15 protein-coding genes are annotated in these 14903 nt (G+C 41.1%); all 15 read left to right on the forward strand.

Going from position 1 to position 14903, the window contains the following annotated elements; all coding sequences use genetic code 11:
* Positions 1–11: 11 nt before the first annotated feature.
* The 15 genes from hpt (at position 12) to lysS (ending at position 14449) form a co-directional block, all read left to right on the forward strand.
* Positions 12–557, forward strand: a complete 546-nt coding sequence (gene hpt, locus B7E07_RS25525; RefSeq protein ID WP_080843573.1) for a hypoxanthine phosphoribosyltransferase — start codon at positions 12–14, stop codon at positions 555–557.
* Between the two features lie 144 nt (positions 558–701).
* Positions 702–2693 carry an ATP-dependent zinc metalloprotease FtsH gene (ftsH, locus tag B7E07_RS25530; RefSeq protein ID WP_080843574.1) on the forward strand — a complete coding sequence of 664 codons (1992 nt, stop codon included), beginning with the start codon at positions 702–704 and terminating at the stop codon, positions 2691–2693.
* 181 nt (positions 2694–2874) lie between these two features.
* Positions 2875–3660, forward strand: a complete 786-nt coding sequence (locus B7E07_RS25535; RefSeq protein WP_176215077.1) for a type III pantothenate kinase — start codon at positions 2875–2877, stop codon at positions 3658–3660.
* A 61-nt stretch (positions 3661–3721) separates the two neighbouring features.
* Positions 3722–4606 (forward strand): Hsp33 family molecular chaperone HslO, encoded by an 885-nt coding sequence (hslO, locus tag B7E07_RS25540; RefSeq protein ID WP_080843576.1) that lies wholly within the window; start codon positions 3722–3724, stop codon positions 4604–4606.
* A gap of 62 nt (positions 4607–4668) precedes the next feature.
* Entirely contained in the window at positions 4669–5544 is an 876-nt protein-coding gene (locus tag B7E07_RS25545; protein ID WP_080843577.1) for a peptidyl-prolyl cis-trans isomerase, read from the forward strand.
* A gap of 197 nt (positions 5545–5741) precedes the next feature.
* Complete coding sequence (gene cysK / locus B7E07_RS25550) at positions 5742–6671, forward strand: cysteine synthase A (RefSeq protein WP_080843578.1); 930 nt, start codon at positions 5742–5744, stop codon at positions 6669–6671.
* A gap of 249 nt (positions 6672–6920) precedes the next feature.
* Entirely contained in the window at positions 6921–8333 is a 1413-nt protein-coding gene (locus tag B7E07_RS25555) for an anthranilate synthase component I family protein (protein ID WP_080843579.1), read from the forward strand.
* Positions 8330–8917, forward strand: a complete 588-nt coding sequence (gene pabA / locus B7E07_RS25560) for an aminodeoxychorismate/anthranilate synthase component II (protein ID WP_080843580.1) — start codon at positions 8330–8332, stop codon at positions 8915–8917. The genes B7E07_RS25555 and pabA overlap by 4 nt, the downstream gene beginning before the upstream one ends.
* A 2-nt stretch (positions 8918–8919) precedes the next feature.
* Positions 8920–9777, forward strand: coding sequence for an aminodeoxychorismate lyase (gene pabC, locus B7E07_RS25565; protein ID WP_080843581.1), 858 nt, complete (start codon positions 8920–8922; stop codon positions 9775–9777).
* A gap of 11 nt (positions 9778–9788) precedes the next feature.
* Positions 9789–10625: a dihydropteroate synthase gene (gene folP, locus B7E07_RS25570; RefSeq protein WP_080843582.1), complete on the forward strand. Its 837-nt coding sequence runs from the start codon at positions 9789–9791 to the stop codon at positions 10623–10625.
* Positions 10618–10980: a dihydroneopterin aldolase gene (folB, locus tag B7E07_RS25575; RefSeq protein ID WP_080843583.1), complete on the forward strand. Its 363-nt coding sequence runs from the start codon at positions 10618–10620 to the stop codon at positions 10978–10980. The genes folP and folB overlap by 8 nt, the downstream gene beginning before the upstream one ends.
* Positions 10974–11501: a 2-amino-4-hydroxy-6-hydroxymethyldihydropteridine diphosphokinase gene (gene folK, locus B7E07_RS25580; RefSeq protein WP_080843584.1), complete on the forward strand. Its 528-nt coding sequence runs from the start codon at positions 10974–10976 to the stop codon at positions 11499–11501. The genes folB and folK overlap by 7 nt, the downstream gene beginning before the upstream one ends.
* Positions 11453–11659 (forward strand): helix-turn-helix domain-containing protein, encoded by a 207-nt coding sequence (locus B7E07_RS25585; RefSeq protein ID WP_080843585.1) that lies wholly within the window; start codon positions 11453–11455, stop codon positions 11657–11659. The genes folK and B7E07_RS25585 overlap by 49 nt, the downstream gene beginning before the upstream one ends.
* Before the next feature lie 26 nt (positions 11660–11685).
* A complete protein-coding gene (dusB, locus tag B7E07_RS25590; RefSeq protein WP_080843586.1) occupies positions 11686–12687 on the forward strand; it encodes a tRNA dihydrouridine synthase DusB in 1002 nt (333 codons plus the stop codon).
* A gap of 271 nt (positions 12688–12958) precedes the next feature.
* Positions 12959–14449, forward strand: coding sequence for a lysine--tRNA ligase (lysS, locus tag B7E07_RS25595; protein WP_080843587.1), 1491 nt, complete (start codon positions 12959–12961; stop codon positions 14447–14449).
* The last annotated feature ends 454 nt before the right edge of the window (positions 14450–14903 follow it).

A 14903-nucleotide genomic window follows, 5' to 3' on the forward strand; every position in this document is an offset into this window, starting at 1 on the left:
GGGGCACAAAAATGAAAAATGATATTGAAAAGGTACTGATTTCAGAGGAAGAGCTGCAAGAAAAAATCGCTGATCTTGCAAAAGAGCTTACAGATGAATATCAAGATCGCTTCCCGCTTGCAATCGGTGTGTTAAAAGGGGCTATGCCTTTTATGAGTGATCTGCTCAAACGCATGGATACATACTTAGAAATGGATTTTATGGATGTTTCCAGCTACGGAAATTCCACTGTTTCTTCAGGAGAAGTTAAGATCCTAAAAGACCTTGATACCTCAGTTGAGGGAAGAGATATTCTGATTCTTGAGGATATTATCGATAGCGGCTTAACGTTAAGCTATCTAGTAGAGCTTTTCCGTTACAGAAAAGCAAAATCCATCAAGATTGTGACGCTATTGGATAAACCAACTGGGCGAAAAGTAGATATAACAGCAGATTATGTCGGTTTTATCGTTCCAGATGAATTTGTTGTTGGCTATGGTTTAGATTATGCTGAAAGATACCGCAACCTTCCATATATTGGGGTTCTGAAACCAGAGGTATACAGCAGCAACGATTAAGAGAAAGATAAAAGGAAATAATCTTGGTAAGCCCTTTACTTACAGCATGAATTAGCCCGGTGTGAAAAGTGTAAATATTTGAATTGGCACGATTTTCTATGATACTATACTATGTAGTTTGTTTACCGTGGGAGGAGGTAAGGGATGAATCGGATCTTCCGTAATACCATCTTTTATTTATTAATATTTTTAGTGATTATAGGGGTTGTCAGCTTCTTTAACGGCGGCAATGAACCAGCAGAACCAATGAGCTACGACACTTTTGTTGAACACTTAGAAAATGGTGATATTGAATCTGTCTCACTGCAGCCTGAAAGAGGAGTATTTGCAGTAACGGGTCAATTAGAATCCCAAGAAGAGGGTCAGCAATTTATTACTTATGTAGCGAATAGTGATTCAGTACTTACTCGAATTGATGCATTAGCAGCAGGTTCAGAATCAGAAGTGAACATTCAGCCTGCTAAAGAAACAAGCGGCTGGGTGACATTTTTCACCTCAATCATTCCATTTATCATTATTTTTATCCTGTTCTTCTTCCTTTTAAATCAAGCACAGGGCGGCGGCAGCCGAGTAATGAATTTCGGAAAGAGCAAGGCGAAGCTTTATGATGAAAGCAAGAAGAAAGTCCGCTTTAAAGATGTTGCCGGTGCAGATGAAGAGAAGCAAGAGCTTGTAGAGGTTGTTGACTTCTTGAAGGATCCGCGCAAATTTGCCGAACTCGGAGCTAGAATTCCAAAAGGAATCCTTTTAGTTGGACCTCCGGGAACTGGTAAAACATTGCTTGCACGTGCTGCAGCAGGTGAAGCGGGCGTACCGTTCTTCTCAATCAGCGGATCTGACTTTGTGGAAATGTTTGTCGGTGTCGGTGCATCCCGTGTTCGTGACTTGTTTGAAAATGCGAAGAAAAATGCGCCATGTATTATCTTTATTGATGAGATTGATGCAGTCGGACGTCAGCGTGGAGCCGGCCTTGGCGGCGGTCACGATGAGCGTGAACAAACGCTGAACCAGTTACTAGTTGAAATGGATGGCTTCGGTGCAAACGAAGGTATTATTATCATCGCCGCAACTAACCGTCCAGATATTCTTGATCCTGCCTTATTGCGTCCAGGACGTTTTGACCGTCAAATTACGGTTGACCGACCAGACGTAACAGGCCGTGAAGCGGTATTAAGAGTACATGCACGCAATAAACCGCTTGATGAATCAGTTAACTTAAAGTCCATTGCACAGCGTACACCAGGCTTTTCTGGAGCTGACCTTGAAAACTTATTAAACGAAGCGGCGCTGGTAGCTGCTCGCCGAAATAAGAAGAAGGTAGACATGGAGGACGTGGACGAAGCGACAGACCGCGTTATTGCTGGTCCATCGAAGAAGAGCCGTGTCATTTCAAAGAAAGAAAGAAATATTGTTGCATTCCACGAAGCTGGTCATACAGTGATCGGAGTTGTGCTTGATGAAGCGGAAATGGTTCATAAGGTAACGATTGTACCTAGAGGCCAGGCAGGCGGATATGCTGTTATGCTTCCAAAAGAAGATCGTTATTTCATGACAAAACCAGAATTGCTTGATAAAATTGTCGGCTTGCTTGGAGGACGTGTTGCTGAGGAAATTGTGTTTGGAGAAGTGAGCACAGGTGCTCATAACGACTTCCAAAGAGCAACAGGTATTGCTCGCCGAATGGTAACAGAATTCGGTATGAGTGATAAGCTTGGACCGCTTCAATTTGGTCAATCCGGGGGCGGGCAAGTATTCCTTGGCAGAGACTTCAATAATGAACAAAACTATTCGGATGCTATTGCATACGAAATTGATTTAGAAATTCAGCGTATTATTAAGGAGTCTTATGAAAGATGTAAGCAGCTTCTTACTGAACACCGCGAGAAGCTAGACCTTATTGCCAATACGCTATTAGATGTTGAGACGCTTGATGCTGAACAAATTAAACACCTTGTTGATCATGGAACACTTCCAGATCGGTCAGCTAAAAAAATCGAAACTTCTAATGATGTGAAAGTAAACATCAACATGAAAAAAGAAGAAACAACAGGTGAAGGTGAAATCACAGAAAGCAGAGAGAATACCTCTCCTGAAGAATCTGTTGATCCTCCAGCCATCGATGAAGAGCGCAAATAGATAGAAGAATGCCCCAATGTCATTGACATTGGGGCATTTTTTCATTCCTTCAAAGTAAATCATACTCCAAAGGCTCTTGCTGATTCTCTTCATGCGATTTTTCAATTACACGATCAGTTGTTAGTTATGGTATGATGTTTGCAGTATAATAGGCAAGAATAAAAATAAAGTGGTGAGAATGGTGATTTTTGTTTTTGATGTAGGCAACACGAACATTGTGCTTGGAGTATATGACAAGGATGTGTTAAAACATCACTGGCGTATTGAAACAAACCGCAATAAAACAGAAGATGAATATGGAATGATGATTAAATCATTATTTGATCATGCAGGATTAAGCTTTAATGAGATCGATGGCATTATTATTTCCTCGGTTGTTCCGCCCATTATGTTTTCGCTTGAAAGAATGTGTCAGAAATATTTTCAGCTCAAACCTTTAGTTGTTGGACCTGGGATTAAAACAGGTTTAAATATAAAATACGAGAATCCTCGTGAAGTAGGGGCAGACCGAATTGTAAATGCAGTTGCGGCTATTCATGAATATGGAAGCCCGCTTGTTGTAGTTGATTTTGGAACAGCTACTACGTACTGCTATATAAATGAACATAAACAGTATATGGGAGGCGCAATTGCCCCGGGAATAGGCATTTCAACAGAGGCTCTATATTCGAGGGCTGCTAAGCTTCCTCGTATTGAAATTGCCCGTCCTGATGGAGTTGTTGGTAAAAATACAGTTTCTGCTATGCAGGCTGGTATTTTTTACGGCTATGTTGGACAGGTTGAAGGAATTGTAAAAAGAATGAAGGACGAATCGTCCGTTGCGCCAACTGTCATTGCAACGGGAGGTCTAGCTACATTAATAGCAAAGGAATCCACGATGATTGATATTGTTGATCCTTTTTTAACCTTAAAAGGATTACAGCTTATTTATAAACGCAACATGGATAGTATAAAAGATAAGGCATAAACGATTGCCATAGGGGCTGTTGTAAATGCTCTTATGACATCTGAATAAAGGAGATTGAAATATGAGTGATTATTTAATTAAGGCACTTGCCTACAACGGACAAGTTCGGGCATACGCAGTATCGTCCACAGAAACCATCGGAGAAGCACAACGCCGTCATCAAACATGGCCAACTGCTTCAGCAGCTTTAGGAAGAGCAATGTCTGCATCTGTAATGATGGGTGCTATGCTAAAAGGTGAGGAGAAAATCACAGTTAAAATTGAAGGTGGCGGTCCGCTTGGTCCTGTCTTAGTGGATGCCAATGCAAAAGGGGAAGTGCGCGGTTATGTGACACATCCTCAAGTGCACTTTGATCTAAATGCACAAGGAAAGCTGGACGTTCGCCGAGCTGTTGGAACAGAAGGATTTTTAACGGTCATAAAAGATATTGGGATGCGCGAACATTTTACTGGTCAAGTACCAATCGTTTCTGGTGAGCTAGGAGAAGATTTCACCTATTATTTTGCTTCTTCAGAGCAAGTGCCTTCTTCTGTTGCGGTTGGTGTGCTTGTCAATCCAGATAACACCATTTTAGCTGCTGGCGGTTTTATTATTCAGCTGCTTCCAGGTGTAGAAGACGAGGTAATCTCACATATTGAAAAACGTCTGACTCTAATCGATCCTGTTTCTAAAATGATTGAAAAGGGCTTAACACCAGAACAAATTTTAGAAGAGGTGCTAGGAAAAGATGAAGTGAAGGTTCTGGAGAAAATGCCTGTCGCCTTTACATGCACTTGTTCAAAAGACCGTTTTTCTAATGCGATCGTAACGCTTGGAGCGGAAGAGATTACAGATATGATCGAATCAGATGGACAAGCTGAGGTGCAATGTCATTTTTGTAATGAAATCTATGTCTTCTCTAAGGAAGAGTTAGAGGAAATGAGAGAGACTGCACAAACTAAATAGAGCTAATCATTTGCTGCAGCACAGTGTTTAGCTTTAGTGTTTTTCTATAGGGAGAGGGAGAAATGAAAAAACAGCATTTATGGCTGATCATTGCTGCTCTAATCATAACAAATAGCGTCACTCTCACTTTCCTTCTTTCCGGTGATAGCCAAAAGGGTAGTGAGGTTGTCGCAACGATCGGCAATCAGGAAATAACAAGACAGGAATGGCTCAGTGAAATTGAATTAAAATATGGAAAAGAAGTATTAGATGAGCTTGTGAATGAAAAGGTTATTAGTCAAGCTGGAGAAAAGTACGATATTGCTATTTCACAGGAAGATATTGATCGTGAAATGAAGATGATGAAAACTGTATATGGTCCAGCAGGCAGTTATTCCTTATATGATGAAGAAAAGTTGGCTGAACAAATTGAAAACAGCTTAGTATTAGAAGAACTGCTGACAAAAGATGCTGATATTTCAGATGAAGAGTTGGAAAGGTATTATGAGGAAAATAGCGCTATGTTTACGTTCCCTGATTCTTACCATATCTCTAAAATTGTTGTAAAAACAAAAGGTGAGGCAGAACAGACCCTGCAAGAGCTCGAACAAGGATCTAGCTTCTCTGTACTGGCTATGGAACGTTCGATTGACGATTTCACTGCGGGTCAAGGTGGAGACGCAGGCTTTGTAAGTGCTGATACGGAGCATGTAAGTGAAACGATGCTTGGAGAAATAAGCGCATTAAAGCCTGGTGAGTGGAGCGATGTAATCGAAGTTGAAGATGGCTATGCGATTGTGCTGCTTCATGAGTATATAGAAGAAGAAGCGTATAAGTATGAAGATGTGAAAGCGCAAATTCGCCGGCAGCTGGCCATTGAGCAGATGGATACACCAGTCTCTGCAAGACCTTTCTGGGATGAAGCAGAAGTTGAATGGTTTTATGATAAAACACAATAACACGGAGATGAACTCCGTGTTATTTTTTTCTGTTAAAACGGAAAGAATCCCATTCTTGAGAGTATGCTATATATAAGGCTGTTGCATTTTTCGATCATAGAAAGAAAACACAACTCTGCAAAATAATTGACTTTTCAATCATCAATTGGTAAGTTTTAATAAAACCAATAAAAATACTCGGAATAAGAGGTGGGAATATGGCACGTGTAGCAAATTCAATTACTGAATTAGTTGGACAGACACCAATTGTAAAGTTAAATCGGATTGTAGAAGATGGATCTGCTGAAGTTTATCTTAAATTAGAATACATGAACCCTGGCAGCAGTGTAAAAGACCGAATCGCTCTTGCAATGATTGAAGCTGCAGAAGAAAACGGTGGTCTTAAAGAAGGAGATACCATCATAGAGCCGACAAGTGGAAACACTGGAATTGGCTTGGCGATGGTGGCTGCTGCAAAAGGATACAAAAGCATTCTCGTTATGCCGGAAACAATGAGTATGGAGCGCCGCAACCTGCTTCGTGCATATGGAGCGGAATTAGTTTTAACTCCAGGACCAGAAGGTATGGGCGGGGCGATCCGCAAAGCTGAAGAGCTATCAAAGGAACACGGCTACTTTATGCCGCAGCAATTTAAAAATGAATCGAACCCTGAAGTTCACCGCTTAACAACAGGCAAGGAAATTACAGAGCAAATGGGCGATCAGCTTGACGCATTTATTTCAGGAATCGGTACAGGCGGAACGATTACCGGTGCAGGTGAAGTGCTAAAAGAGAAATATGATAATATTAAAATTTACGCAGTTGAGCCTTCTGATTCTCCAGTCCTATCTGGAGGAAAGCCGGGTCCGCATAAAATCCAAGGAATTGGAGCTGGTTTTGTTCCTGATATTCTAAATACAAAAATCTATGATGAGATTATTAAGGTCGAAAATGAAACGGCTTTTGAATATGCCCGCCGTGCAGCTAAGGAAGAAGGAATTCTTGGAGGAATTTCATCTGGAGCAGCCATTTATGCTGCTCTACAGGTAGCAAAAGAACTAGGCAAAGGTAAAAAAGTTCTTGCCATCATTCCAAGTAACGGTGAGAGATATTTAAGCACACCTCTGTACCAATTTGAAAATGAATAAGATTGTTCACTAGAGTGTATTAGACAGCTTTCTCAGAAAGCTGTCTTTTTGCTGCTTAAGGAATGGTACATTCATGATTTAAGCAATTGCTCTGATGTAATACCGCATTTCTTATAAACCTATAAAGCAAATGGTAATGTGAAAGTTATGGAATTTACTTTTATAACAGGCTCCTTCCAAAACAATATTCGCTTTCTAAAAACATGTTATTATTTAGAAGGTTATACTTATCTTAAAGAGGGTGTTTTAATGGGATATAAGATATACGCAAAAAAGGAATCCATTTCATATAAACAATTCTACAGCAGATATAGGTTCCTCTCAGAATCATGTATACAGCATGTTATTCTGGAAAGCGGCAGAGGCGGAAGATACAGCATTGCTGCTTTTGAGCCTGAAGTGGTTTTAAAGGGGAAAGATCATCAGCTTGAGATTATAACAGGAGAGAAAAAAGAAATTATCAAAGGAAATCAGCTTCATAGTATGAAACAGTGGCTGGAAGCATATAAAGTTGAACCGATCAGTGATCTCCCCGATTTTCAAGGTGGAGCAATTGGATATATTAGTTATGAGTATGGCCGTTACATTGAAAAGCTGCCTGCTCTCTCGGAAGATGATCTTCATTTGCCGGACATTCATTTTTTCATTCACAATGAGTGGTTTGTATATGATCATCAAGAAGAAGTAATGTGGATGTTATTGCTATATAAAGAGGAAGAAGCGGACAAGCTGCCTGAACGTGAAGCTTTATGGCTGCAGAGGTGGCGAGGATCTGCTGAGATGAAAGAGGAACCGAAGTATCTTTCTCCGCCTGAACAGCGACTAGAGGTATCCATGAGTGAGGAAGAGTTTATAAAGGCAGTTGAAAGAATACAGGAATACATTGCTGCGGGAGACGTTTTTCAGGTCAATTTGTCTGTTCGCCAAAGTAAGCCGCTAAATGTTAAAGCGATTGAAGTGTATGATCAGCTAAGATTGCTGAATCCTTCTCCGTATATGGGATATTTTCAAACAGATGAATATGAGCTTGTCAGCGGGTCACCAGAGCTGCTCGTGAAAAAGAAAGGCAGCACGGTCAGCACAAGGCCGATTGCCGGCACTAGATCTCGAGGAAAAGATGAACTTGAGGACATCCGGCTTGCAAATGAATTGATTGAAAATGAGAAGGAGCGGGCGGAGCATGTGATGCTTGTTGATCTTGAACGAAATGATCTTGGCAGAGTCTGTGAATATGGAACAGTCGAAGTGGACGAGTTTATGGTCATTGAAAAGTACTCACACGTCATGCACATTGTTTCGAATGTTAAAGGAAAGATTGCTGAAGGAAAGCATGGTGTTGATCTTATTGATGCAGCTTTTCCGGGAGGGACGATTACTGGGGCTCCAAAGGTGCGTACGATGGAAATCATTGAGGAACTCGAACCGGTGCGCCGGGGAGTTTATACTGGTTCATTAGGATGGATGAATTTCAGCGGCGATCTTGAATTAAATATCATTATTCGCACGATGCTTATAAAAGATGGTATGGCTCATGTGCAGGCAGGAGCTGGAATTGTCATCGACTCTAATCCGAAAAATGAATATAAAGAATCCATGAAGAAGGCAATTGCTCTATGGAAAGCAAAAGAAGCAGCAGAAGAAGCTAAAGGAGCATTACAATGATTTTAATGATCGATAACTACGATTCATTCACGTATAACATCGTTCAATATTTAGGTGAAATGGGACATGAATTAGTTGTAAAACGAAACGATGAAATTTCAATCGAAGAGATTAGAAACCTGAAGCCAGATTATATTATGATTTCCCCAGGGCCGTGCAGCCCCAATGAGGCAGGTATAAGCTTAGAAGTAATCACTGCTTTTGCAGGGGTTATTCCGATCTTTGGTGTTTGTTTAGGGCAGCAGGCTATTGCCCAGGCATTCGGGGGGGAAGTAGTGCGTGCTGAAAAGCTGATGCATGGGAAAACGTCTCCTGTTTATCATGATGGTCAGACGGTTTTTCAGACACTATCAAACCCGTTTACGGCGACAAGATACCACTCGTTAATTGTTAAAAAAGAAACCTTGCCATCCTGCCTGGAAGTATCTGCTTGGACAGATGAAGGAGAAATTATGGCCATTCGCCATAAAGAGCTTCCAGTGGAGGGAGTGCAATTCCACCCTGAATCGATCATGACCGCTGAAGGGAAGGATTTGCTGAGAAATTTCTTCTGTACAGGAGTTACTGAAGTAAAAGAGGTGTAGGTATGTATATCTATTTAAATGGCCAAATGGTTAAGCAAGAGGAAGCTTTGATCTCTCCTTTTGACCATGGATTTTTATATGGAATGGGCCTATTTGAGACATTTCGGATCTATGACGGGCATCCCTTTTTGCTGAAAGATCACATAGAGCGCCTCCACCATGGACTGGAGGCTATGAATATCCGCAGGCAGATCAGTGAAGAAGAAGTAAAAGCTGCATTGGAAGAACTGCTGCAGAAAAATCAACTGTCCAACGCTTATATTCGCATGAATATTTCCGCCGGTACAGGTGAAATTGGTTTAAGAGCGGCACCATATACTGAACCGAATATGATTATTTTTGCGAAGGAATTACCTGAGCATGCCATTACCCATGAAAAGCAGGTCGTAGTATTAAACCTCCGGCGCAATACTCCTGAAGGTGAAATCAGATTAAAATCTCACCACTATATGAACAATCTTTTAGCTAAACAAGAGTTAGGAGATGACTCGAAAAAGGAAGGGTTGTTTTTAACAGCAGGCGGGTTTGCTGCAGAAGGAATTGCATCTAATATCTTTTGGATAAAGGGGGAAACACTTTATACCCCCTCAGTTGATTTAGGGATCTTAAATGGAATTACGCGTCTATTTGTGATGAGGCTTGCTGAAAAGAACGGACTATCAGTTGAGGAGGGGCACTATTTGCCTTCAGCTCTTACCGAAGCAGATGAGATATTTGTAACCAATTCTATTCAGGAGATTGTCCCGGTTTCAGCTTTTGAAAATGATGTAATGCCGGGTATGAATGGAAGGTATACGATGCTTTTATCCCATCAGTATAAGAGTTTAACCTCACAGCTGTTAAGCCGGCATGAATTATAGGAGGGCAAAGAATGCAAAAAAATAGTTTAAACTGTGGTCCCTATACGCTGGATTATGGCAAGAAAACACTGATTATGGGGATTTTGAATACCACACCAGACTCTTTTTCAGATGGTGGAAAATATAACCGTGCAGAAGCGGCGGTTATCAGGGCGCAGGAGATGGTGGATGCTGGCGCCGATATCATTGATATCGGCGGAGAGTCAACAAGACCGGGACATACGGCTGTTTCAGTAGAGGAAGAACTTCAGAGAGTCATTCCAGTGATTGAGGCTGTCTCCTCTAGAGTTAACGTTCCTATTTCGGTGGATACATATAAGGCAGAGGTGGCCAAACAGGCGATCAGGGCTGGAGCACATATCATTAATGATGTATGGGGAGCGAAAGCGGACGAAGACATGGCGAGTGTTGCAGCAGATACGGGAGCGCCAATTGTCTTAATGCATAACCGCTCTGACATGGCTTACGATGATTTTCACCGAGATGTCATAAATGATTTGTTTGAAAGCATCATGCTTGTCAAAAAGGCAGGAGTAAAGGATGAACAAATCATTCTCGATCCGGGCATTGGTTTTGCGAAGGATTTAACATACAACCTTGAAATGATGCGGAATCTGGATAAGCTTGTCGATATCGGCTATCCGGTTTTGCTGGGCACTTCTAAAAAAAGCATAATCGGACAAGTGCTTCATTTGCCGATAAACGAACGCATCGAAGGCACTGGAGCGACAATTTGCTATGGCATACAGAAGGGCTGCCAAATCATCCGCATTCATGATGTAAAGGAAATGGCAAGAATGGCTAAAATGATGGATGCTCTTTGCGGAAAGGGTGAATATAATGGATAAAATCTATGTGAATAAGATGACTTTTTATGGATATCATGGCGTTTTTCCTGAAGAAACAAAGCTAGGGCAGCGATTTATCCTGGATTTAACGGTAGAAACAGACTTGCGCCAGGCCGGAAAAACCGATCAGCTTGATGATTCAATTAACTATGGGGAGCTTTATGATGTTTGTAAGCAGATTGTGGAGGGGAAGCCCTATAAGCTTGTTGAAGCGGTCGCTGAATCAATTGCTGAAGCTTTATTACTGCGTTTCAGTACAATTGATTCCCTTACGGTAAAAGTGATTAAGCCAGATCCTCCTATTCCTGGACATTATGAATCCGTTGCAGTTGAAATTACGAGGTCCCGATCATGAATAGTGCTTTTATTTCTTTAGGCTCTAATATAGGAGACCGATTCTCTTATTTGCAGGATGCCATTGAAATGCTCTCGTCAAATAACAAAATAAATATGGTAAATTACTCCTCTGTTTATGAAACAGATCCGGTGGGCTATGAAGATCAAGATCGGTTTCTGAATATGGTCATCCAGGTAGATACGGAGCTTAGTCCTTATGAATTGTTAGAAATATGCTTGGCGGCTGAGAAGGAACTTGGAAGAAAACGGCTGATCAAATGGGGACCCCGGACAATAGACCTTGACATTCTGCTATATAATCAAGACAATATTGAATCAGAGAAGCTAACTGTTCCTCATCCGCGGATACAAGAAAGAGCTTTTGTTATGATACCTCTTTTAGAGATAAAGCCTGACATCACCCTTCCGGCGATGGACATGCCTTTGCGTATATTGGCTGAGGAGATTCCAGACAAAAAAGGAGTTCAAATATGGAAGCGGAAAAATGGGGAAGACGCATTCGCGCTTTTCGAAAGCTGAAGGGTTTTACACAAGAAAGCTTTGCGCGCGAAATTGGAATATCAGTATCAATCCTCGGAGAAATTGAGAGAGGAAATAGGATGCCGAGCGAGCAGCTCCTTATGAAGATCAGTGATGTGCTGAAAACGTCAGTTGATGAGATTGCTCCAAAGGAATAATAATAGATAAAGAAGGAGGTACCACTATGCTTAAAATTGGCGATATTGAAATGAAAAACCGAGTTGTGCTGGCACCGATGGCTGGCATCTGCAACTCTGCTTTTCGTCTGACGGTTAAAGAATTTGGTGCCGGCCTGGTTTGTGCGGAAATGGTTAGTGATAAAGGCATTGTTTTTCAAAATGAAAAAACGTTAAATATGCTCTATATCGACGAACAGGAAAAACCGCTTAGTCTGCAGATTTTTGGCGGAGAGAAAGATACGCTTGTACAAGCTGCCAAATTTGTTGACCAAAATACCAATGCGGATATCATTGATATAAACATGGGCTGCCCAGTGCCGAAAATCACAAAATGTGATGCGGGTGCAAAGTGGCTATTAGACCCGGATAAAATCTATGAAATGGTTGCAGCGGTAACAGATGCTGTTGAAAAGCCGGTTACAGTAAAAATGCGAATGGGATGGGATGATAACCATATTTATGCTGTCCGTAATGCACAGGCAATTGAACGGGCTGGCGGGAAGGCTGTTTCCCTTCATGGCCGTACACGCGTGCAGATGTATGAAGGAACAGCAAACTGGGACATTATCCGTGAAGTAAAGCAAAGCATTGGGATTCCGCTCATTGGAAATGGAGATGTGAAAACACCTCAGGATGCAAAGCGGATGCTTGATGAAACTGGCTGTGACGGTGTCATGATTGGCCGGGCCGCCTTAGGGAATCCTTGGATGATCTATCAGACGGTAAAATATTTGGATTCGGGTGAATTGATCGACGAACCATCAGTGCGAGAAAAAATGGATGTATGTATCCTGCATCTTGACCGCCTGGTTGCATTGAAGGGCGAGCATATTGCGGTAAGAGAGATGAGAAAGCATACCGCATGGTACCTGAAGGGGATCCGCGGAAATGCAAGATTCCGCAATGCTGTTAATGAAAGTAATACTCGTGATGAACTTGTTGCCATTTTAAATGCTATTGTCTTGGATGCGGAAGAAAAAGAGCGCATGGAGTCACAGGTTGGCTAATGCTGTTTGACATGGAAAATTTCTTTGCCTATAATAGCTTTGATTAGACAACTGCCAGTGGATGAACTGGCAGTTTTTTATTATCCAAGCTGGAAAATGCTTTTTAACTTCAAGTTTATTGGAAATAAAAGTACTAGAACATTCAATTTTTATAATCAATTATGCTGTCTGTTTGAATCATATTGTGTAAAATAATAAACATGTACTGAAAATGTGATACTTCGCCTAGTGCGTTACATATTTCACGAATGAAAAAATGGAGATGATATAAGTGAGTCAGAGTCATGAAGAATTAAATGACCAGTTAAGAGTAAGACGCGAAAAAATGCAAAACTTGCGTGATAAAGGAATGGATCCTTTCGGCAAGCGCTTTGACCGTTCACATCAATCCGATGTTTTAATAGATCAGTATGGCGGTCTTGAAAAAGAAGAGATTGAAGAGAAGAATGTTTCTGTCACTTTAGCGGGCAGAATCATGACAAAGCGCGGAAAAGGGAAAGCTGGATTTGCTCATATTCAGGATCTGACTGGTCAAATTCAGATCTATGTACGTAAGGATGCGATTGGTGAAGAAAGCTACGCTATCTTTGAAACTGCTGATCTTGGGGATATTGTAGGGGTTACGGGTACACTTTTTAAAACTAAAGTAGGGGAGCTTTCAATTAAAGTAGAAGAATTTGTTCTTTTAACAAAATCTCTGCGTCCGCTTCCTGAGAAGTTCCATGGACTTAAGGATGTTGAGCAACGCTATCGTCAGCGTTACCTTGACCTTATTATGAGTCAGGAAAGTAAAGCAACATTTGTAGCCAGAAGCCGCATTATCCAAGAAATGAGACGCTATCTTGATTCTAATGGCTATCTTGAAGTTGAAACACCAATGATGCACTCAATTGCTGGCGGAGCTTCTGCAAGACCATTTATTACACATCACAATGCTCTAGATATGCAGCTTTATATGCGTATTGCCATCGAACTTCATCTTAAAAGACTGATTGTTGGCGGACTTGAGAAGGTTTATGAAATCGGCCGCGTTTTCCGAAACGAAGGGGTATCTACTCGTCATAACCCTGAGTTTACGATGATTGAGCTGTATGAAGCATATGCGGATTACAGAGATATCATGAGTCTGACAGAAAACATGATTGCTCATATTGCAAAACAGGTTCTTGGCACAACGGTTATTCAGTATGGTGACTATGAAGTAGACTTAACACCGGAATGGACAAGACTTCATATGGTAGATGCCATTAAAGAATATACAGGGGTAGACTTCTGGAAAGAAATGAGCAAGGAAGAAGCTGGGGCTCTTGCGAAGGAGCATGGTGTTGAGATTACAGAACATATGCTATACGGCCATATTGTAAATGAATTCTTTGAACAAAAGGTAGAAGAGAAGTTAATTCAGCCAACCTTTATTTATGGTCACCCAGTTGAGATCTCTCCTCTTGCAAAGAAAAATGATGAAGATCCGCGTTTTACAGATCGTTTTGAGTTATTCATTGTGGCTCGCGAACATGCTAATGCTTTCACGGAGCTCAATGATCCAATTGATCAGCGTGAACGATTCGAAGCACAATTAAAAGAGCGTGAGCAGGGTAATGATGAAGCACATATGATGGATGATGACTTTATTGAAGCATTAGAGTATGGTATGCCGCCAACAGGCGGACTGGGGATCGGCATCGATCGTCTAGTCATGCTCTTAACAAACTCTCCTTCTATTAGAGATGTGCTTTTATTCCCGTTAATGCGTCACCGCTAATCTATAGTATAGGAAAAGACAGGGCAGATGCTCTGTCTTTTTTCTTTATATAAGAAGGTGTTAGTCAAGGCCATCTATTATTGAAGTGAGTTGGTTTAGATTCTTCTTATCTTATAAATTGGTGTAGTGAATTATATGAATATTTTTTTATTATCATTTATGAAAAAAAGTTTAATAAACATGTTGCACACTCGTCAGTATGGTGGTATATTAATATCTGTTGCTGCGAGAGAGCGGCACAAACGAAAAAATAAATTAAAAAAGTTGTTGACTTGATCATCTGGTTGTGATAATATTTAAAAGTCGCACTCGTGACAAACGAACAACAAAAATTGCTCTTTGAAAACTGAACGAACAATAAAACGTCAACGTTTAAAAAGATTCTTCGGAATCAACAATGTACATTATGTACACAAGAGCTAATCAACTCTTTCTTGGAGAGTTTGATCCTGGC

Source organism: Cytobacillus gottheilii (assembly GCF_900166665.1).
In the GTDB taxonomy this organism is placed as follows: domain Bacteria; phylum Bacillota; class Bacilli; order Bacillales; family Cytobacillaceae; genus Cytobacillus; species Cytobacillus gottheilii_A.

What these genes read in the sequence shown, in the direction of transcription:
- pabC (WP_080843581.1), top strand. Translation starts at nt 8,920, where the DNA reads ATGTATATCTATTTAAATGGCCAAATGGTTAAGCAAGAGGAAGCTTTG.
- ftsH (WP_080843574.1), top strand. Translation starts at nt 702, where the DNA reads ATGAATCGGATCTTCCGTAATACCATCTTTTATTTATTAATATTTTTA.
- hslO (WP_080843576.1), top strand. Translation starts at nt 3,722, where the DNA reads ATGAGTGATTATTTAATTAAGGCACTTGCCTACAACGGACAAGTTCGG.
- cysK (WP_080843578.1), top strand. Translation starts at nt 5,742, where the DNA reads ATGGCACGTGTAGCAAATTCAATTACTGAATTAGTTGGACAGACACCA.
- folB (WP_080843583.1), top strand. Translation starts at nt 10,618, where the DNA reads ATGGATAAAATCTATGTGAATAAGATGACTTTTTATGGATATCATGGC.
- hpt (WP_080843573.1), top strand. Translation starts at nt 12, where the DNA reads ATGAAAAATGATATTGAAAAGGTACTGATTTCAGAGGAAGAGCTGCAA.
- B7E07_RS25555 (WP_080843579.1), top strand. Translation starts at nt 6,921, where the DNA reads ATGGGATATAAGATATACGCAAAAAAGGAATCCATTTCATATAAACAA.
- pabA (WP_080843580.1), top strand. Translation starts at nt 8,330, where the DNA reads ATGATTTTAATGATCGATAACTACGATTCATTCACGTATAACATCGTT.
- B7E07_RS25545 (WP_080843577.1), top strand. Translation starts at nt 4,669, where the DNA reads ATGAAAAAACAGCATTTATGGCTGATCATTGCTGCTCTAATCATAACA.
- B7E07_RS25585 (WP_080843585.1), top strand. Translation starts at nt 11,453, where the DNA reads ATGGAAGCGGAAAAATGGGGAAGACGCATTCGCGCTTTTCGAAAGCTG.
- dusB (WP_080843586.1), top strand. Translation starts at nt 11,686, where the DNA reads ATGCTTAAAATTGGCGATATTGAAATGAAAAACCGAGTTGTGCTGGCA.
- folP (WP_080843582.1), top strand. Translation starts at nt 9,789, where the DNA reads ATGCAAAAAAATAGTTTAAACTGTGGTCCCTATACGCTGGATTATGGC.